Origin of the sequence: Paenibacillus sinensis, from assembly GCF_019904155.1 — a bacterium.
In the GTDB taxonomy this organism is placed as follows: domain Bacteria; phylum Bacillota; class Bacilli; order Paenibacillales; family Paenibacillaceae; genus Paenibacillus_AQ; species Paenibacillus_AQ sinensis.
On sequence record NZ_JAHCMB010000188.1, the window covers coordinates 1 to 16,461 of the forward strand.

22 protein-coding genes, 11 tRNA genes and 1 rRNA gene are annotated in these 16,461 nt (G+C 51.8%); 32 read left to right on the top strand and 2 right to left on the bottom strand.

What is annotated here, in order from left to right; genetic code table 11:
* Positions 1-174: 174 nt before the first annotated feature.
* The 12 genes from rrf to KIH86_RS21830 all read left to right on the top strand — a co-directional run bounded on the left by rrf (position 175) and on the right by KIH86_RS21830 (position 1,363).
* Positions 175-291, top strand: a 5S ribosomal RNA gene (rrf, locus tag KIH86_RS21775).
* Between the two features lie 10 nt (positions 292-301).
* Positions 302-377, top strand: a tRNA-Asn gene (locus KIH86_RS21780).
* A gap of 1 nt (position 378) precedes the next feature.
* Positions 379-454, top strand: a tRNA-Thr gene (locus KIH86_RS21785).
* 8 nt (positions 455-462) lie between these two features.
* Positions 463-537: transfer RNA gene (locus KIH86_RS21790), tRNA-Glu, on the top strand.
* Between the two features lie 42 nt (positions 538-579).
* Positions 580-655 (top strand) — tRNA-Val (locus KIH86_RS21795).
* Positions 656-707: 52 nt separating this feature from the next.
* A tRNA-Gln gene (locus KIH86_RS21800) sits at positions 708-782 on the top strand.
* 68 nt (positions 783-850) lie between these two features.
* Positions 851-923: transfer RNA gene (locus tag KIH86_RS21805), tRNA-Lys, on the top strand.
* A gap of 13 nt (positions 924-936) precedes the next feature.
* A tRNA-Leu gene (locus KIH86_RS21810) sits at positions 937-1,020 on the top strand.
* A gap of 7 nt (positions 1,021-1,027) precedes the next feature.
* A tRNA-Gly gene (locus KIH86_RS21815) sits at positions 1,028-1,102 on the top strand.
* Positions 1,103-1,108: 6 nt separating this feature from the next.
* Positions 1,109-1,185: transfer RNA gene (locus KIH86_RS21820), tRNA-Arg, on the top strand.
* Between the two features lie 16 nt (positions 1,186-1,201).
* Positions 1,202-1,275 (top strand) — tRNA-Pro (locus KIH86_RS21825).
* A 14-nt stretch (positions 1,276-1,289) separates the two neighbouring features.
* Positions 1,290-1,363, top strand: a tRNA-Gly gene (locus KIH86_RS21830).
* A 123-nt stretch (positions 1,364-1,486) separates the two neighbouring features.
* Here the strand turns inward: KIH86_RS21830 and KIH86_RS21835 are convergent.
* Together KIH86_RS21835 and KIH86_RS21840 are read right to left on the bottom strand one after the other, a co-directional pair.
* Positions 1,487-1,900 (bottom strand): ImmA/IrrE family metallo-endopeptidase, encoded by a 414-nt coding sequence (locus KIH86_RS21835; RefSeq protein WP_223083438.1) that lies wholly within the window; start codon positions 1,898-1,900, stop codon positions 1,487-1,489.
* Between the two features lie 51 nt (positions 1,901-1,951).
* Entirely contained in the window at positions 1,952-2,371 is a 420-nt protein-coding gene (locus tag KIH86_RS21840; RefSeq protein WP_223083439.1) for a helix-turn-helix domain-containing protein, read from the bottom strand.
* Positions 2,372-2,648: 277 nt separating this feature from the next.
* On the opposite strand from KIH86_RS21840, the gene KIH86_RS21845 reads away from it, so the two are divergent.
* The 20 genes from KIH86_RS21845 to KIH86_RS21935 all read left to right on the top strand — a co-directional run bounded on the left by KIH86_RS21845 (position 2,649) and on the right by KIH86_RS21935 (position 16,383).
* Positions 2,649-3,152: an ArpU family phage packaging/lysis transcriptional regulator gene (locus tag KIH86_RS21845; RefSeq protein ID WP_223083440.1), complete on the top strand. Its 504-nt coding sequence runs from the start codon at positions 2,649-2,651 to the stop codon at positions 3,150-3,152.
* A 473-nt stretch (positions 3,153-3,625) separates the two neighbouring features.
* Positions 3,626-4,042 (top strand): phage tail terminator family protein, encoded by a 417-nt coding sequence (locus KIH86_RS21850; protein WP_223110663.1) that lies wholly within the window; start codon positions 3,626-3,628, stop codon positions 4,040-4,042.
* Positions 4,039-4,212: a hypothetical protein gene (locus tag KIH86_RS21855; protein ID WP_223083442.1), complete on the top strand. Its 174-nt coding sequence runs from the start codon at positions 4,039-4,041 to the stop codon at positions 4,210-4,212. The genes KIH86_RS21850 and KIH86_RS21855 overlap by 4 nt, the downstream gene beginning before the upstream one ends.
* Complete coding sequence (locus KIH86_RS21860) at positions 4,212-5,534, top strand: phage tail sheath family protein (RefSeq protein ID WP_223083443.1); 1,323 nt, start codon at positions 4,212-4,214, stop codon at positions 5,532-5,534. The genes KIH86_RS21855 and KIH86_RS21860 overlap by 1 nt, the downstream gene beginning before the upstream one ends.
* A 1-nt stretch (position 5,535) precedes the next feature.
* Positions 5,536-6,000 (top strand): phage tail tube protein, encoded by a 465-nt coding sequence (locus KIH86_RS21865; protein WP_223083444.1) that lies wholly within the window; start codon positions 5,536-5,538, stop codon positions 5,998-6,000.
* A gap of 109 nt (positions 6,001-6,109) precedes the next feature.
* Complete coding sequence (locus KIH86_RS21870; protein ID WP_223083445.1) at positions 6,110-6,532, top strand: phage tail assembly chaperone; 423 nt, start codon at positions 6,110-6,112, stop codon at positions 6,530-6,532.
* 192 nt (positions 6,533-6,724) lie between these two features.
* On the top strand, positions 6,725-8,662 hold the full coding sequence (locus tag KIH86_RS21875) for a hypothetical protein (RefSeq protein ID WP_223083446.1): 1,938 nt from the start codon (positions 6,725-6,727) through the stop codon (positions 8,660-8,662).
* Positions 8,662-9,396, top strand: a complete 735-nt coding sequence (locus tag KIH86_RS21880; RefSeq protein WP_223083447.1) for a LysM peptidoglycan-binding domain-containing protein — start codon at positions 8,662-8,664, stop codon at positions 9,394-9,396. Before KIH86_RS21875 ends, KIH86_RS21880 begins: the two co-directional genes overlap by 1 nt.
* A gap of 46 nt (positions 9,397-9,442) precedes the next feature.
* Complete coding sequence (locus KIH86_RS21885; protein ID WP_223083448.1) at positions 9,443-10,405, top strand: XkdQ/YqbQ family protein; 963 nt, start codon at positions 9,443-9,445, stop codon at positions 10,403-10,405.
* 1 nt (position 10,406) lies between these two features.
* Complete coding sequence (locus KIH86_RS21890; protein WP_223083449.1) at positions 10,407-10,703, top strand: DUF2577 domain-containing protein; 297 nt, start codon at positions 10,407-10,409, stop codon at positions 10,701-10,703.
* A gap of 32 nt (positions 10,704-10,735) precedes the next feature.
* Positions 10,736-11,116, top strand: a complete 381-nt coding sequence (locus KIH86_RS21895; RefSeq protein ID WP_235775539.1) for a DUF2634 domain-containing protein — start codon at positions 10,736-10,738, stop codon at positions 11,114-11,116.
* Positions 11,109-12,173 carry a baseplate J/gp47 family protein gene (locus tag KIH86_RS21900; protein ID WP_223083451.1) on the top strand — a complete coding sequence of 355 codons (1,065 nt, stop codon included), beginning with the start codon at positions 11,109-11,111 and terminating at the stop codon, positions 12,171-12,173. Before KIH86_RS21895 ends, KIH86_RS21900 begins: the two co-directional genes overlap by 8 nt.
* The gene (locus KIH86_RS21905; protein WP_223083452.1) at positions 12,166-12,762 is read left to right on the top strand and encodes a putative phage tail protein; all 597 of its coding nucleotides are present in this window, start codon (positions 12,166-12,168) and stop codon (positions 12,760-12,762) included. The genes KIH86_RS21900 and KIH86_RS21905 overlap by 8 nt, the downstream gene beginning before the upstream one ends.
* 12 nt (positions 12,763-12,774) lie before the next feature.
* On the top strand, positions 12,775-14,106 hold the full coding sequence (locus KIH86_RS21910) for a hypothetical protein (protein ID WP_223083453.1): 1,332 nt from the start codon (positions 12,775-12,777) through the stop codon (positions 14,104-14,106).
* Positions 14,107-14,124: 18 nt separating this feature from the next.
* Complete coding sequence (locus tag KIH86_RS21915) at positions 14,125-14,649, top strand: XkdW family protein (RefSeq protein ID WP_223083454.1); 525 nt, start codon at positions 14,125-14,127, stop codon at positions 14,647-14,649.
* Positions 14,642-14,728, top strand: a complete 87-nt coding sequence (locus KIH86_RS30200) for a CD1375 family protein (RefSeq protein ID WP_407672334.1) — start codon at positions 14,642-14,644, stop codon at positions 14,726-14,728. Before KIH86_RS21915 ends, KIH86_RS30200 begins: the two co-directional genes overlap by 8 nt.
* 112 nt (positions 14,729-14,840) lie before the next feature.
* Entirely contained in the window at positions 14,841-15,122 is a 282-nt protein-coding gene (locus KIH86_RS21920) for a hypothetical protein (RefSeq protein WP_223083455.1), read from the top strand.
* A 2-nt stretch (positions 15,123-15,124) separates the two neighbouring features.
* Entirely contained in the window at positions 15,125-15,325 is a 201-nt protein-coding gene (locus tag KIH86_RS21925; RefSeq protein WP_223083456.1) for a hypothetical protein, read from the top strand.
* A complete protein-coding gene (locus tag KIH86_RS21930) occupies positions 15,312-15,707 on the top strand; it encodes a hypothetical protein (RefSeq protein WP_223083457.1) in 396 nt (131 codons plus the stop codon). The genes KIH86_RS21925 and KIH86_RS21930 overlap by 14 nt, the downstream gene beginning before the upstream one ends.
* On the top strand, positions 15,679-16,383 hold the full coding sequence (locus tag KIH86_RS21935; RefSeq protein WP_223083458.1) for a M15 family metallopeptidase: 705 nt from the start codon (positions 15,679-15,681) through the stop codon (positions 16,381-16,383). The genes KIH86_RS21930 and KIH86_RS21935 overlap by 29 nt, the downstream gene beginning before the upstream one ends.
* Positions 16,384-16,461 lie beyond the last annotated feature (78 nt).

Here is a 16,461-nt window from a genome sequence, read left to right on the forward strand (position 1 = left end):
GAGGTTGATAGGCTGGGGGTGGAAGTGCAGCAATGCATGGAGCTGACCAGTACTAATCGGTCGAGGGCTTATCCAAAAAGACCCCGGAACACGAAGGGGCAAAACGCAAATTTTCGTTTCGATCCAGTTTTCAGGCGATCAAGCCTGAATATGCATTTGTACCGCAAATGCCCGTTTGGTGGCGATGGCGGAGGGGTTCCACGCGTACCCATCCCGAACACGACCGTTAAGCCCTCCAGCGCCGATGGTACTTGGACCGAAGGGTCCTGGGAGAGTAGGAAGCTGCCAAGCGGTATCATATTCCCTGATAGCTCAGTTGGTAGAGCACTCGACTGTTAATCGAGTTGTCACAGGTTCGAGTCCTGTTCGGGGAGCCATGCTCTCATAGCTCAGAAGGTAGAGTGCATCCATGGTAAGGATGAGGTCACCGGTTCGATCCCGGTTGAGAGCTCCATTTTTTAAGGCCCGTTGGTCAAGGGGTTAAGACACCTCCCTTTCACGGAGGTAACAGGGGTTCGAATCCCCTACGGGTCACCATTATTAAATGCTTGTGTTACTTCATAAGGATTCCATCAATATGGAGGCTTAGCTCAGCTGGGAGAGCATCTGCCTTACAAGCAGAGGGTCGGGGGTTCGATCCCCTCAGCCTCCACCATATACTTCTTATATTTAGGTTTGAATATGGGTAAGATGTAAATATCCATTATTGGGGATTAGCCAAGTGGTAAGGCAACGGTCTCTGACTCCGTGATCCATAGGTTCGAATCCTATATCCCCAGCCACTTCATTCCTGATATGATGCCTGGTTGTGAGGGCGAATCCGATAACCTTTCGGTGACTCCTTATCTGAGAGCCATTAGCTCAGTTGGTAGAGCACCTGACTTTTAATCAGGGTGTCGAAGGTTCGAGTCCTTCATGGCTCACTTTCATTCACTTGCGCGTGTGGCGGAATTGGCAGACGCACTAGACTTAGGATCTAGCGTCTTTGACGTGGGGGTTCAAGTCCCTCCACGCGCACCATTTAATTGCGGACGTGGCTCAGCGGTAGAGCATCGCCTTGCCAAGGCGAGGGTCGCGGGTTCGATTCCCGTCGTCCGCTCCATAATATGCGCCCTTAGCTCAGCTGGATAGAGCGTTTGACTACGAATCAAAAGGTCGGGAGTTCGAATCTCTCAGGGCGCGCCATTTAATTTCTTTATAACGGGATGTAGCTCAGCTTGGTAGAGCACCTGGTTTGGGACCAGGGGGTCGCATGTTCGAATCGTGTCATCCCGATTCTTTCTAGCTATGCGGGTGTAGTTCAATGGTAGAACTTCAGCCTTCCAAGCTGATAGCGTGGGTTCGATTCCCATCACCCGCTCCATCTTATTATAATCTTTCAGTTACTCTTACATCCGGTAAGGGTTTTTTTGTGTTGATCAGACCTTCTCAACAACGGGCTGAAAAGATGAGATCCTCAAATATTGAATGAGAATATATGTTCGGATCATGGTTCTAAAAAAATGCCGGCTTCAGGGGGAATCCCCATTCGCGAGCAGAAGCTTTCCAAGGATTCATCCTGCTCTGGACGGTTGAATGAAGTCAGCAGAAGAACGGCAAAATGGTTGGCTTGTCGTTCCAGCTTGCCTGGGGCGAAATAGGAGTTTTTCTCAAGAAAGAAACGGTTGATCCCTTTATGCAGCCGATCATGAGCCAATTCATGCGCACAGACGAACCTTTGCCATTCGGGTGACAATTCATTATGAATGATGATAAATCTTCTACGGAGTTTACGGTAATACAATCCCTTGGTATGGTTGCCCAGGTCCATAAAGCGGACATGAATGCTCAGAGCCTGGCATAGTTCGAACGGATTGTTGGTTTGGTATTTTCTTATCAGTTGACCGATCAGTTCATCCATAGTCTTCACCTGCAGCATGATATATTGTACAAATGTAAAGCATCGGCTCCCTTACTCGGAGGGCGGCTTGCGTTTGTTCATGCGCTTGGCCTCCCAGAAGAGTCCTGTCAGCACATCCTTGATCCGCTGCTTGTCTTCCTCGTTGAGCGGAATTCCATCAAACATTAATTCCCCGTCATCCTCAAGCATCTTTTTAAAATCGCGCTTATCCTTTCCAGTAGCCCACGCAGGAACCGAATCCATTTCGCTTGTGCCCGGAAGATATCCGGCCTGCTCCATTAACTGCTCATAGGGCATCCCAAGCGCGTCGGCAATTTTTCGCAATGTGGCCGGCTTGGGGACGCCTCTGATGCCGTTCTCCATTCGTGAAATCTGTGAACCGCTAATCCCGGTCATTGAAGCGAACTGGTTGAGGGTAAGTCCATGGGCTTCCCGCAGCTTTTTCAAATAAACTCCAAAATCTTGTCCCATTCCGCAACTCTCCTTATAAACTCATCTCTTTCATAATCAATATATACGAATGTTGCCAAAAGGTAAAGACCATTAGAGATAAATTGCCTTTAGGCAAGATAAAGAGAGATACACAGAGATATTCATATGTACAAGCCTTGTAATCGGATTTTACGGTAGAAAGAGCAAGTGGTATATTATAGAAAAATACGAACAACATACGAACACTGTCATTTTACCACATTCATAAGAGAACAATGAAGCGAATTCTCACACAAAGACAAAGGAGTGCTGCACAATGAACCTTATATCAACTCTGCCTGAGCTGGACCGCCGACGGACTCAGATTGCGATCGAGAGCATGCTGGAAAAATACCGGATTTTCAAAACGATTACGTTTGAAGCACGTGAGGCTACGATCACGTATTCTTACTCGGAACGATTTCATGGACCCACACATGCGATATCGGACTCAACCGGATCTCTCGCCGCTCATAATGTGGATGTACCCGCAGCCAGAATGGCTTACTGTTCCGCAATCGACTCGGTGGTGGAGCGCTTGGACAGCAGGGAACAGCAACTGCTTCGGGAGAGGTACATGAGACGGGACGAGGTCTATGACTATACCGTATACAACCATGTGCTGAACCCGCCGGTGAGTAAGGATACGTACGTGAAGATTCGGACCCGGGCTTTCTATAAAATGGCGCTGGCTTTTCATGAATTGAACATGCTTGATCTCAAACCGCTTTTGCCCACTTCAATGGCCAATACACTGAAGAAAACAATCCGGAAGAAATAAAGGTCAACGGTAACAAGTTGCGGTAAAGCACAATACAAACTTCTATATCAAGCGGATGACCCAAGCGATCTTTGGATCGCGGCTCTTGAGACTTTCGACAGTTCAAGAGGGGGCAGCCGCTTTTTTTGTGGCTTGAATCAGAGGCTTCCCTGCAACCGGCATATTACCCCCAAATATCAGCCCTTAACCCGCTCCTTTACCGTCTTCATGAGTGAAAAAAGAGATTATGATTATAACATGGCAAATGAAGCGAAAGGACACCAGGAAGCATAAATGCTTCACTCAAGCCTGCCACAAACGGCGGCCTATCATCGGTGAAAGCTTCTTTCGGCGTTTGTCATAAAGCCATGACGGATATCGTTCCTTTGTGAATGATATCCGTTTTATATTTCCGAACCTGATGAAGGGATAAAGGAGGGTTGTTACCAGTCTTAGCATGGTCCGGCTGGAGCCGGGAGGAAAGGAAGGATGCCATGTCTGTGCGGCATTTGAAGAACTGTATCATTAGTGCGCTGGGGCAAAGTTTCCCGGAGGTGCCTGTAATTTCGGCCGAAGCCAATGCGGAAGGGCCGTCATTCAAGGTTAACTTGCTGTCGGCGGCTTATGAACGCAAGCGGGAAGATCGCTCCACGGCAGTGTACCGTTTCGGTATCCGCCATGAAGGCAGTTCGGTTGAAGAGACGGAGATGTTGACCGACGACTTGCAGGAAGCACTCTCCATTGTTGAAGGCGATGAGGTTCAATATCGCAGCCGGAATCAGCTGTGGACAGCGGAAATTCAGAATGAGGCGCCAATGTTCATAGCGGAGTACAGCATGTATGTGCTGCGAAGCGGGCAGCAGGGCCAAGTGTTAATGGGACAATTTGAAGAGGAAGGAAGATTGAAATGACCGTGAATGAGAAGAAGACAGGATTCGAGAAGAATCAGATTCTGGAATCGGCGTTTTTCACGCCAATCGAAAAAGATGTGTTGAATGTGATTTTGCAGCCGGAACGGTACTACACCGTCGAGCAAGCGAGAGAAGAATTGACATTCTTTATGACAAAGGAGGTTAACTAATGGCCGGAGGAACTTGGACGACGCAGAATAAAGTAAGACCCGGTGTGTATGTGGACGTGTCCACCCACTCAGGGGCGATTGGAACCGTAGGAGACCGTGGAATCGCAGCTTTGGCTCTGGTTCTTTCCTGGGGCCCCGCCGGAGAGATCATTACCGTAACGCCGCAGACGGAGGTGCTGAAGCTTCTCGGTTACGATTGGAGCCATGCTTCGCTGCTTCCGGTCCGTGAGGCGCTGAAGCGTGCCGGGAAGCTGCTTGTATACCGGCTGAATGCAGGCGTTAAGGCGACCGCCACAGCCGGAGGCGTGAAGGCCACAGCCGTTCACGGAGGCATTCGCGGCAATGATCTGGCGATTGTCATCAGCTCCAATATCGAAGATGAGACCAAATTCGACATCAAGACGATTCTTCAAGGAGCGGAAGTGGACAGACAGACCGTTTCGTCTGCAACTGAACTGGTCGCTAATGCTTTTGTCTCTTTTGAAGAGAATGGTTCCGAAGGACTTCAAGCGGCGGCGTCTATCCCCCTTGCAGGCGGCAGCGACGGTACCGTAACAAATCTGGATCACAGCAGCTTCATGAGCAAGCTGGAGGTGCAGGAGTTTCAAACCGTCGGTCTGCTGTCCGGAGACAATACGTTGAAATCCCTCTATGTCTCCTATGTGAAGCGGCTGCGGGATACAGAGGGCAAGAAGGTTCAAGCTGTGCTGGCCGATTATGCGGCAGCCGATTATGAAGGAGCGGTCAGCGTCAAGAACGGCGTTATTCTAAGCGATGGCACCGTAGTCGATAAAGTAAACGCCGTTGCCTGGACAGCTGGAGCAACCGCAGCTGCTGCGGTGAACGAGTCGCTGACCTATCAGGCGTATGATGATGCCGTGGACGCCGATATTCGTCTGAGCCATTCCGAGACGGAGACGGCGCTGCAAAATGGCAATTTGCTCTTTACTTACAGCGGATCGAAAGCGGTGGTTGAGCAGGATATCAATACGCTGACGTCATTCACGCCGGACAAGGGCAAAGTGCTGTCCAAGAATCGTGTGCTCCGCGTACTGGATGCGATTGCCGGTGATATGAAATCGATTTTTGAATCGTACTTTCTCGGCAAGGTCTCGAATAACGAGGACGGACGAGCCCTGTTCTGGTCGCAATGCGCCTCATACATGAGCGATCTTCAGGATTTGGGAGCGATTGAGAACTTCAACGCCCAGAAAGATATTACTGTAACGGCTGGCCGGGACGGCGACAGCGTAGTGCTGGAGATTGCCGTACAGCCTGTCGATTCGGTAGAAAAAGTCTATATGAAAGTGAAGGTGGCATAATATGGCGTTCCTGAAAGCAAGCGATACGATTTCCGGTCAAGAGGGCCGCGCCTTTGCGGTGATCGGCACCCAGACGGAAGAAATGTTCTATGTGAAGAAGCTGGAGGCTACGGTGGAGAAGCAAAAGGCGGAAGTCAAGACGCTGGGCCGCCGCGGCGTGCAGCATAAAGCGACAGGCTGGTCGGGCAGCGGGTCGATGACGATTTTCTATATGACGAGCCGGTTCCGGCAGATGATGCTGGATTATATGAATACAGGCATCGATCAGTATTTTGATATCGAAGTGACTAACGACGATCCTTCTTCCAGCATCGGTGCCCAGCGGATCATCCTGAAAGGCGTCAATCTGGACAGCGTCATTATGGCTTCTCTCGACACGGAGTCGGATGCGCTGGAGGAAGATGTCAGCTTCACCTTTGAGGATGTGCAGATTGTGCAGACTTTCGGAGCGCCAACGCAAGCTTAACAGCGTAAACAGCTGCTGCTAGCTGATGCCGCCGGGACGGAACCTTGAAGGGGACGTTCCGGCGATTCACGATGAGCCAATGATGAACTATATAGGAGGAGTAGGAAGAATGAGCGAATTCAGTATGTTTTTTGCCCAAAATGTGAGCTGTGATACCACCGAGGAATTTATCGTCTCCAGCCGCTTCAAAGACCAGGACGGTAATCCCGTGCCCTGGAAGCTGCGCAGCATGACGGAGGACGAGAATCAGGAATGCCGGAAGGCGGCAACGCGTAAAGTCAAAGGCAAGAATGGCATCTATACGCCGGAAATTGACGCCAATGATTATATGGCCAAGCTGATGACGGCAAGCGTGGAGTATCCCGATTTGAAAAACGCGGAGCTCCAGCGCTCTTACGGCGTTCTGGGCGCGGAAGCGCTGCTGCGGAAAATGCTGCTCCCCGGCGAATTTGCCGCGCTCGGCGAGCGTGTTCAGACGCTTAACGGCTTCGCTACAGATATGAACGAACTGGTGGACGAAGTAAAAAACTGATTAACGAGGGCGACGGCGAAGCCAACCTGGCTTATTACGCCCTCCATGAGCTGCATATCCTGCCGCATGAGCTGATGTCGCTGTCCAAACGGGAGAGAGCCGCCATTTACGCTATGATCGCCGTGCGTGTGGACCGGGAGAAGCGGGAGAGAGCCAAATCCGGCTCAAGAAAGCGATAAAGGAGGTGGATTCATGGGAAATGAAGCGACGAGTACCGCATTGGTGCCAGTTAGAGCCCTTGTGGTATGGCGCAATGTAAATGCCGAATGGGACCGGCTTAACCAGAATTTTGACCGCGCCTCCTCCTCCCTCAACGATCTTCAGAAAATTCTGGAGCGTGTATATGAGGAGAAGAACAAGTCTTTTGTTGAAGGCTTCATGCAGTCGCAGGAAGCTGCCCGAAAGCTGAACGAGCAGGCGCGCGGATCGGGCGGAGGCAATGCCTCGGCCGAGGTGAAGAAGACGTTTCTAAGCCGGGTGGATGAAGTGCTGGATGCCTTTAATATCAATACATTTGAAGTGGTCAAATATATCGGGGAAAAAGTGGCGGCCCGCGTATTCCCGGGCAAACTGGCGGGCGCTGCCGCCGTATCGGGCGGAACCGGAGCTGCAGCGGCGGCAGCTGCGTCGGGGAGCGGTGGCGGCTCCGGTGAGGTCTCGCATTCTGGAGCTGCGTCGTCGTCCGGCAAGCCGGAGAAGAAAGAAGGCTTTCTCGGAAAAACCACCGGCGCTCTGAAAGAAATCGACCTGTCCGGTGCATTCGATATTGCCAAGTCGATGGGCGAGAAGGTCATCAAGAACTCAAGCACCGCCAAAGACCAGGAGAACTGGGAGAAGCTGCAGCAGAATATCGATAATGCGTTTGGCATGATGGGAGAGAAAGCGATGACCGCGCTCCGGCCCGCTCTGGATGCGCTCAATAACGCGTTCAAGTCGGATCAGATGGTTGCGGCGATCAACTTTATGGCCAATGTCTTCCTCATCGTAGCGACGGCTGTAGGCATGGTTGTGGACGGATTGATCTATATGATGGGCGTGATCCAGCAGAACTGGTCGGTCATCGGTCCCATTTTGGCAGCGATTGCCTTTGTGTATTTAGCCGCAATGATTGTACAGGTCTGGTCGCTGGCTGTCGCCTGGCTGGCCGTCAACTGGCCGATCTTGATTATTATTGCCGTCATTGCGCTGCTCATCTACTGCCTCATGCAGTCGGGGGTTACGGCTGGGGAAATTATCGGCTTCATCGCCGGCATGTTTGGCTTTCTAAAAGCTGTTATTGAGAATATCATCATCGGGCTGTACAACACCTTCATTATATTCTCGGACTTTCTGCGTAATCTGTTCATCGATCCGGTCTTTGCCGTGAAGAAGCTGTTCTATGATCTGACGATGCAAATACTGGATTTCGTGTACATGATGGCGCTGGGAGTGGAGAATTTCGCCGGCGGCTTCGTCAAAGCGATTGTCACAGCAGTGAATATGGTTCTGACCAAGTTCAAGGCCGTTACCGATTTTCTAAGCCATATTCCGGGATTTGAGGGCCTGGCCAATTTGAAGGTCAATCTGCTGGACGCCGATGACCCCCATGTGTTCAGCGGCATGGTGGATAATCTCCGCAAGCAGATCGTTCCGCCTACCAGTGACAAACAGACGGTAAGCAGTGAGAAGAAAGCATTCGTCGATCCTTCGATAGCCGCCAAACAGTATGCTAATATTGCTGGTAACGCGATGTCCAACCTCAATGGAAAGGTAAAATCGCTTACAGGTAGCGGAAAAGATAACAAGCTTACCACAGGCGGCGCTCCGGCAGGAATTAACGGTATGAACGCCATGACGGCAAGCGGCATGAACACAAATAGTATGAGCGGCATGAACAACATCAACAACGTCAACAGTGTCGGCGAAGTCGGCGAAGTGAAGGGAAGCGTCGATATCTCCAGTGACGACCTGGAAATGCTGCGGGATCTGGCCGAGATACAGGCCATACAGAATTTCGTCCAGCTGACTCCAACCGTACAGCTAACAACAGGTGATATTCATAATGCGGGCGATATCGACTCGATTATGAACAAAATCAGCCAAAAGCTGAACGAAGAGTTCCTGTCGACCGCACAGGGGGTGTATACGTGATGGCTGGCGAAGAATACGGTTTTTATCTTACCTATAACAACATGGATGAGCTGTTCCGGCTGCCGGTGAATCCTGAGACGCTGGAAATCAAGGAGGCGGGTGAGGGAAAAAGCTACACGATTATCGACTATGGCGCCATTAACGCGATTTCCTATCCCAAACTGACCGAGATTACGCTGGATAGCATTTTTCCTGCGCAGCGTTATCCGTTCGTGCTGGTGCCGGAGAACAGTCTGCTCAGTCCGTTTGAGTACGTAAGTATGATCAAGAAGTGGATGAGGAGCAGACGACCGATCCGGTTTATTTTTTCGGGACTGGAAAGTGATCATTCGGAAATGTCGGCGCCAGATGGAGTGACTGCCCAAGAGTTGCGAGCAGCTCTCAAAAAAAGGGACTTTGCCGTCAACATGGCCATGAGCATTGAAAGCTTCAGTTGGAAGCTCAGCGCCGGAACTTCGGGAGACATCGAATACTCCATTGCTCTGAAGAAGTACGAGTTCTATCAGGCGATGCCGGTGAAGACCGTCAAGGGTAAGGCGAAAGCTCAACAGAAGCGGGATGACGACAGGGTGGCGAAGACCACCTATACGCTTAAAGCGGGCGATAATCTGTGGAAGGTAGCCAAGAAGCTATTGGGCGACGCCAACAGATGGAGAGAAATCCAGAAGCTCAACGCCATTCCGGACAGCAGGCTCCGTAAGCTCCCGATCGGCATGACGCTCAAGATTCCTTAAGAGCCCGGGACTCTGGAGGATAAGCAAGGACGGAAAGGAGGATGGCATGGAACTGCTGATCAAGAACAAGGAAGGCGGACTGTGGGACCTTTCCCGGATAGCCTCCGAGATCTCCTGGAAGACATCCCGCGCCGGCAAGCCCTCAACCCTTGAGCTGACGCTTGTGGACGGAGGTTTATATCAACGCCGGGAATTCAAGGTGTCCAATGGCGATATCGTGCAGCTTCGGAAGGACGGGATCGATGTATTCTATGGTTTCGTGTTCAGCATTGAGCGGGGAGCGGACAGCGAACTGAAGCTGACGGCTTACGACCAGATCCGCTACTTGATGGGCAACGGAAGCTATGTGCTGGAGAATGTAACGGCAGCTGATGTTATTCGCAAAATCGCCAAGGATTACGGTCTGCAGACAGGCGTGGTCGAGGAGGCGCAGTACGTGCAGCCTTCCTTGATCGAGGACGACAAGAAGCTGCTGGATATCATCATGGGAGCGATCGGAAGCGAGCTTCGGCAGAAGGGAAGGCTGCTCGCTTTTTACGATGATTTTGGCGCACTGACGCTTCGCGGGCCGGGCTCCATGCTGGTTCCCGTTGTTTTGGGAGAAGGCAGTCGATTGTATGACTATTCGTTGAAATCGAGCATCGATGACGAGACTTATAACACGGTTATTTTATATCGGAACAATGAAGAGACAGGCAAACGGGATTTCTATCCGGTCACCGACACCGGGAATGTCAAACGCTGGGGGACTTTGATCCTGTCCAAGAAGGCCGACGACAATGCCAATGCAGCGCAAATTCAGGAGAAGGCGGAGCAGCTGCTCAAGCTGCATAACCGGGAGAAGGTCTCGCTCTCCGTTCAGGCGATCGGCGATTTGCGGGTGCGTGCGGGCAGCTTTCTGTATGTCCTTCTGGATGATCTGGAGACGCAGCTGTTCCTGGTTGAGGAGTGTACGCACAGCTTATCCGGTGGGGAGCATACTATGTCTCTGCAAATTAAGGTGGTGTAACATGCTGGATATTATTAAAAAAGCAAGCCTCGGTGTTGTGGAGAACAGCAGTCCGGTGGCTTTTTTCTTTGGGACGGTCGTTGCCGGATCGCCGCTTCGGATTCAGATCGACCAGAAATTCATCCTTCCGGAGAGCGCCATTGTTCTGCCGGAAGGGGTGATGGAGCTGCGTCTCCCATGGAATGGTGATGAGATCATATTACGCAGAGGTCTGGAAGCGGGAGACCGTGTACTGCTGCTGCGCATGCAGGGTGGACAGAGCTATGTGGTGATGGACAGGCTGGTGATGAGATCATGATACCTGAAATCGGTCAATCGGGCTCCATAACTATGGCGGAAGATCAGGATGAAATGCTTCCGAGTCTGACCTACTCGGTGGATCTGGAGCAAGGAAGGATTACCGGCTGGGTCGACGGTCTGGATGCATTGAGGCAGACGGTTGATAAGGCACTGCGGACAATCCGTTACGAGCATCTCATCTATAGCTCCGATTATGGTACGGAGTGGAATCTGGTGCTGGGCAGGGAGCGGCTGCTGGCGAGAGCCGAGCTTCGGCGTATTGTAACAGAAGCGCTGCTTCAGGACGACAGGATTACTGAAGTGACATTCTCCGGAATCGTCTTCAGCGGCGATCAGGTAGAGATGTACCTGACGGTGCATTCACGCTACGGAGATATCCAAATGAGAAAGGAAGTGAGTGCAAATGGCTGACCAGACGTTTGAAGACATACTGGAGCGGATGCTGGACCGGGTGCCGGACGAGCTGGATAAGCGTGAAGGCAGCATCATCTATGACGCGCTGGCGCCAGCCGCGGCCGAGCTTGCCCAGCTCTACATGGAGATTGAGCTTAACGCGAATCTGTTCTTTGCCGATACGGCGACCGGAGAATATCTGGACCGCAGTATCGCCTGGTCGGGTATAGCCAGAAAGCCGGCCAGCCCCGCCGAGCTTCAGGGAAGGTTCTATAACGAAGCTGGCGAAGCGATGGATGTTCCGATAGGCAGCCGCTTTTCGGCGGACACCATTAACTACGGGGCAGCGGAGAAGCTTGGAGCCGGCAGCTATCGACTGATTTGCGAGACGGCAGGGGCAGCGGGAAGCCGGAGCTCGGGAACGCTACTCCCAATTGATTATATTCCTCGGCTCGCGCGGGCGGAGATTGCCGCCCTGCTGATCCCTGGGGTGGAGACCGAGGGAGATGAAACTCTGCGGCAGCGCTATTTCAATGCAGCCCGCAAACCCGCGACAAGCGGGAACAAGGCCCATTACGAGGAGTGGGCGCTTAAGGTCTCCGGTGTGGGCAGCGCGCGGATCTTTCCGTTATGGAACGGAGCGAAGACCGTTAAAGTGGTCATTGCCGACGCCGACAAAAGGCCGGCTTCCGCCGTGCTTGTGGAAGACGTGCAGCAATATATCGACCCGGCTCCGGGGCTGGGAGAAGGACAGGCTCCTGTCGGAGCTGTCGTCACGGTCGCCTCGGTTCAAGGCAAGAGCGTTACGGTATCGGCAAAGGTTGCGTTGGCGGCGGGTTATTCGATTGGGCAGGTTGCCACGGCATTCCAGTTGGCTCTGGAGGCTTACCGGAAGGAGAAGGGGTATGCTTCCGCTTACCTGAGCCAGTCTGTAATCGGAGCGCTGCTTCTGGCAACGGAAGGGGTTGTCGACTACTCGGAGCTGAAGCTGAACGGCACCGCAAGCAATGTCTCCCTGGGAGCGGAAGAGGTGCCGCTCTTTGGGGATGCGGTATTGGAGGTGCAGAATGGCTGATACGGCTGTGATAGAAGGGACCGGAGTGATTGCGGCTGCGGATTCTTCAGCCGCCGGGCCGAATCTTATGGATTACTTGCCGGATTATTACCGGGGCGTCCGGGAGATGGAAGCCCTGCAGGGGAGTAGCTCGGAGGAAATCGGACTTACTTGGCTTGCCCTTGAGGAGGAAAGGGATCAGCTCAATGTGGAGACGGCGGTGCGGCTGCTGGACCGCTGGGAGAGGGAGCTTGGCTTGCAGGTCGATCCTTCCAAGAGCGAAGTGGGACGCAGGGAGGTTATCAAGGCCAAGCTGCGTGGGGCAGGAACGACTACGCCGGAGATGATCCGCCGGACCGCATCTGCCTTTTCAGGAGGGGAGGTTGCTGTGGAGGAGATTCCGGATGAATACGCCTTCGAGGTCCGATTTGTCGGAACGCTCGGTGTTCCTCCTCGCATGAACGAACTGATGGAGCTTATTGAGGAGATCAAGCCGGCGCATTTGGACTGCCGCTATCAATACACCTATACCTGGTGGAATGCATTAAAGGCAATGACCTGGAACGCGACCCATGCCAAAACATGGGATGATCTTAGAGTCTATGAATAAGGAGTGTGAACAATGAAGACAACGAGCAATCTGGGACTCAAAAAACCGGAGGGCACCGATATTGTGGATATTGCCGATCTGAATGGCAATATGGATACGCTGGATTCGGTGGTAAAGACCCTTCAGGATCAAGCGGCTGCCTCTGTGCCGTTGACCCAAAAAGGCGCGGCGAGCGGTGTGGCGTCCCTTGACGCCACTGCGAAGCTGCCCGCCGGGCAGCTGCCATCGAGTGCGGTGCAGGCCACAACGGCGGACGTGACCTACTACGTCCGGACAGATGGTAGTGACAGCAACAACGGGCTGGCCAATACGGCGGCGGGGGCGTTTAAGACGATTGGGAAGGCGATCGCGAAGTTGCCGCCGGTTGTTAATCACTCTGTCGTTATTAATGTGGCTTCTGGGACTTATAACGAAGACTTATCACTTAAAGGTCTTGTTGGCAAAGGCAGCGTGAGCATCAACGGAGATTCAGTGATTTCGACCTCAAGAATCGTGAATAGAATCGAAATCCTAAATTGCTCATTAATTACCTCAGTTACTGGATTTAATTGCAGCACAACGACGGCAACCCCGGTTACTATACTTTCTTGTTCGGGCGCTGTAGTAGACCGAGTTAACAGCACAACATCACAGCCAGACCCTAATTCGGGAATTGTTGTTAACCTCGCATTTGCTCGTATAGCTGGTTGCAACATGTCGAACAAGGGCCGCTTTATTACCGTTATTAACGGTGGGAAGGTGTATGTCGAAAACAGTGGAGGAGCGGGGAATTATTCTGGATATGTAGCCGATCTTGGCGGACACATTTCATACGCCGGAACACAACCATCCTCAACAATCGGTGATCTCGCAATAAATGGCGGCTCGGTGAATCAAAATATCCTCAATCCATGGGGAGATAATACACAAACTAACCGAGTGGCAGGAGAACTAACGCGTGGAAATAATATAACGACTCAAAACATTGCGGCTAATACTGCGACAAAGTTATTGTTTACCGCCTCTATAATGAATCAGAAAAGTCCTTGTGACGTCGCAAATTCACGCTTTATCGTACCGGAGCGCGGTATATATATCGTATCGGTTCGCGTCGGATTAAATGTAAGCCCGACGTCATCGACAATGCAAAGAGCGCTACTGTTCATCGCATTAGATGGGAACTTAAATACCGCTCTTTCTGACGGTATAATCCACCCTGGAGTTGGCGGGTGTGGTTATGCCGGAACAGCCCAACTATATTTAGAAGCAGGTGCTGTGCTAGAATTTTATGTTCAATGCTCAATGGCAGCTACGATTAATAATGGGGATCTATACACTCACGCATCACTGATACGTGTCGCGTAAAGATTGGAGGGATAACACATGCACATACCATCAGCCATATTGCATCTGTATCCAAGCGCCGAACCGCTCCGGGATTTTATCGTCCAGGACGACGGCCCCACGCCAGTCCTCCGCCCCGGCGCAGAAGAAAAAGGCCGCGTTCGCTACGAAATTAAGCCTCCCGAGGCGGGGGAAGAACCCGTCGAAGGTGTGAACTTTCGCTTCGGTATCGATTATAATCGTCTCGTTGAGGGCGAGGATTACGACCTGATCGACAAGGGACCGTATATTGCTGTCTGGAACATTGACGCTCCGAAGCCGACTGAGGCTGAACTTCAAGCTGCCTGGGAAGCTTACCAGCAGGAGGAAGCCGATAAACCTGCCGAAAATCTGGACGAGCTGGAACGTCTTCGGCAGGATTTGGCGGACACGAAGGCGGCTCTTGAAGAGACCAACAGTCAGCTTGTTTCTGCTTCGCAAGAAACGCTGAATATGCAGCTTGCTCTGACAGAAGTGTACGAGCAACTGCTCGTACTGAAGGGAGGGGAAGCGGCTCATGGCTAAGGTCTATGCCGATTTGATCCGGAAAGGACAGAAAACGTTCGATGAGATCCCTCCATCGTGCGGGAAGAAGTCCGTCTGATCATCGAACAACAATAAGAGCCAGGCAGAATATGTGACTACCTATGCTCTAACTTATGCGCCCCCGCAATCGGGGGCATTTTTAATTTAAATGAAAGGAAGGGACATGAGATATGGAACAGGGTGATATTGCACAACTGGAGAAACTGCTGCCGCTTGCGGACAAATACGGGCTCGCCTATGTGGTCGCGCTGGTTCTGATGATTGTCGTTATTGTAATGCTGCGGGCGATCGTCAAGGGAAGTCTGGTGCCCCGCGAGCTGCTCGATAAAGCGGAGGAGGACCGTGACAGGCTGCAAGCTATTCTGGATAAGGAAAGATCCGACTTCATGCAGCCGACGCTGGACGTGCTTAAGAAATTGAAGGTTGATCAATCGGAAGACAGGGGGGCGTAAGCATGAGTGTTCCATGGATATTGCGCAGGCTCCTGGCTCTATATGCGGATAAGGAGCAGGAACTGCGGGAAGCCTCCACCCGTGTTACGCTAACCATCAGTCGCTATTGCGACACTTCTCGCGAAATTCAGGAAGAGATCGGGCGGAACAGGTTCGCCCAGTATCTGATTTATGATCGGGGGGATGGGCATGAGGAAGATTGACGTTATTCTTCTTGCGCTGTACCTGATATCGATCGGCTGCTCTGTCTACATTCTGTTAAAGCACAGAGAGTATTATCATGAACGCTTTCGCAAAGGGGTAATCAGCGTCTTCATGCTAGTAATGCTCCTGTTTCTGCTGGCCTTTACCTTCAATATGCTGTTTGTACTAATGTCGCATTTAACTGTAATAGCGGGAGTGGCTGCTGCCGGATTCAAGACATGGCTGTTGTACGGCCGGACGGTCACCCAACTCGGAATAACTGTGGGGCTGCTCGCACTTGCGGTGCTGACAAGATCGGGAAGATTCGACCAGTTCATTTATTTGAGAAGACTGGACCGGAAGGGAGAACGTCATGTTGACACTAAACGAAGTGAAAAATAAATCGAGATCCAAATGGACAGGACTCCATGAAACGGTAGCTGCCGCGGCTGAAATGCTGGTTGAGAAGTGCTACACGACCGGTATTCCTATCATCATTACGCAGGGCCTGCGGACTGTCGCCGAGCAGAATGCGCTGTACGAGCAGGGGCGGACCAAGCCGGGTGCCATTGTGACGAATGCGCGGGGAGGCTATAGCTATCATAACTATGGGCTGGCGATTGATTTCGCCCTTCTGCTCCCTGACGGAAAGAACGTATCCTGGGATATGAAAAGAGATGGCAATGGCGACGGATCGGTGGACTGGATGCAAGCAGTTCAAATGGCCAAAGACCTTGGCTTTGAATGGGGTGGCGATTGGAGCAGCTTCAAGGATTATTGTCATCTGCAAATGACCTTCGGCCTTTCGCTTGCGAATTTGCGGGAAGGGAAACAGCCTGCATCGGCGGCGGTCAGCAAAGTAAATGAGCTGCTAAAGAAGGAGAGCATTATAATGAAGGAAGACAAAGTAACCGTATCCGTGAAAGTAAACGGAATAAAGTCGGCGGATGGCATACTGGAGCAGGGCGTGACCTATGTACCGGCAAGAGCGCTGGCCGAAGCGCTGGGCGGAAGCATTCTGTACGATCCGAAGACAAGAACAGTTGAGATCCAAGTCGAAACAAGGTCAAGTAAATGATGAATTTGCAGAAAAAATAAAACTTTTTTTAGATGAGTTTCACGCTCTTTTTGCATAAAAACTGCCGAATCGGTCGGC

Excerpts from the sequence above, each read along its gene's own strand:
- KIH86_RS21835 (WP_223083438.1), bottom strand. The coding sequence starts at position 1,900 with ATGGATGAACTGATCGGTCAACTGATAAGAAAATACCAAACCAACAAT.
- KIH86_RS21840 (WP_223083439.1), bottom strand. The coding sequence starts at position 2,371 with ATGGGACAAGATTTTGGAGTTTATTTGAAAAAGCTGCGGGAAGCCCAT.
- KIH86_RS21845 (WP_223083440.1), top strand. The coding sequence starts at position 2,649 with ATGAACCTTATATCAACTCTGCCTGAGCTGGACCGCCGACGGACTCAG.
- KIH86_RS21850 (WP_223110663.1), top strand. The coding sequence starts at position 3,626 with ATGTCTGTGCGGCATTTGAAGAACTGTATCATTAGTGCGCTGGGGCAA.
- KIH86_RS21855 (WP_223083442.1), top strand. The coding sequence starts at position 4,039 with ATGACCGTGAATGAGAAGAAGACAGGATTCGAGAAGAATCAGATTCTG.
- KIH86_RS21860 (WP_223083443.1), top strand. The coding sequence starts at position 4,212 with ATGGCCGGAGGAACTTGGACGACGCAGAATAAAGTAAGACCCGGTGTG.
- KIH86_RS21865 (WP_223083444.1), top strand. The coding sequence starts at position 5,536 with ATGGCGTTCCTGAAAGCAAGCGATACGATTTCCGGTCAAGAGGGCCGC.
- KIH86_RS21870 (WP_223083445.1), top strand. The coding sequence starts at position 6,110 with ATGAGCGAATTCAGTATGTTTTTTGCCCAAAATGTGAGCTGTGATACC.
- KIH86_RS21875 (WP_223083446.1), top strand. The coding sequence starts at position 6,725 with ATGGGAAATGAAGCGACGAGTACCGCATTGGTGCCAGTTAGAGCCCTT.
- KIH86_RS21880 (WP_223083447.1), top strand. The coding sequence starts at position 8,662 with ATGGCTGGCGAAGAATACGGTTTTTATCTTACCTATAACAACATGGAT.
- KIH86_RS21885 (WP_223083448.1), top strand. The coding sequence starts at position 9,443 with ATGGAACTGCTGATCAAGAACAAGGAAGGCGGACTGTGGGACCTTTCC.
- KIH86_RS21890 (WP_223083449.1), top strand. The coding sequence starts at position 10,407 with ATGCTGGATATTATTAAAAAAGCAAGCCTCGGTGTTGTGGAGAACAGC.
- KIH86_RS21895 (WP_235775539.1), top strand. The coding sequence starts at position 10,736 with ATGGCGGAAGATCAGGATGAAATGCTTCCGAGTCTGACCTACTCGGTG.
- KIH86_RS21900 (WP_223083451.1), top strand. The coding sequence starts at position 11,109 with ATGGCTGACCAGACGTTTGAAGACATACTGGAGCGGATGCTGGACCGG.
- KIH86_RS21905 (WP_223083452.1), top strand. The coding sequence starts at position 12,166 with ATGGCTGATACGGCTGTGATAGAAGGGACCGGAGTGATTGCGGCTGCG.
- KIH86_RS21910 (WP_223083453.1), top strand. The coding sequence starts at position 12,775 with ATGAAGACAACGAGCAATCTGGGACTCAAAAAACCGGAGGGCACCGAT.
- KIH86_RS21915 (WP_223083454.1), top strand. The coding sequence starts at position 14,125 with ATGCACATACCATCAGCCATATTGCATCTGTATCCAAGCGCCGAACCG.
- KIH86_RS30200 (WP_407672334.1), top strand. The coding sequence starts at position 14,642 with ATGGCTAAGGTCTATGCCGATTTGATCCGGAAAGGACAGAAAACGTTC.
- KIH86_RS21920 (WP_223083455.1), top strand. The coding sequence starts at position 14,841 with ATGGAACAGGGTGATATTGCACAACTGGAGAAACTGCTGCCGCTTGCG.
- KIH86_RS21925 (WP_223083456.1), top strand. The coding sequence starts at position 15,125 with ATGAGTGTTCCATGGATATTGCGCAGGCTCCTGGCTCTATATGCGGAT.
- KIH86_RS21930 (WP_223083457.1), top strand. The coding sequence starts at position 15,312 with ATGAGGAAGATTGACGTTATTCTTCTTGCGCTGTACCTGATATCGATC.
- KIH86_RS21935 (WP_223083458.1), top strand. The coding sequence starts at position 15,679 with ATGTTGACACTAAACGAAGTGAAAAATAAATCGAGATCCAAATGGACA.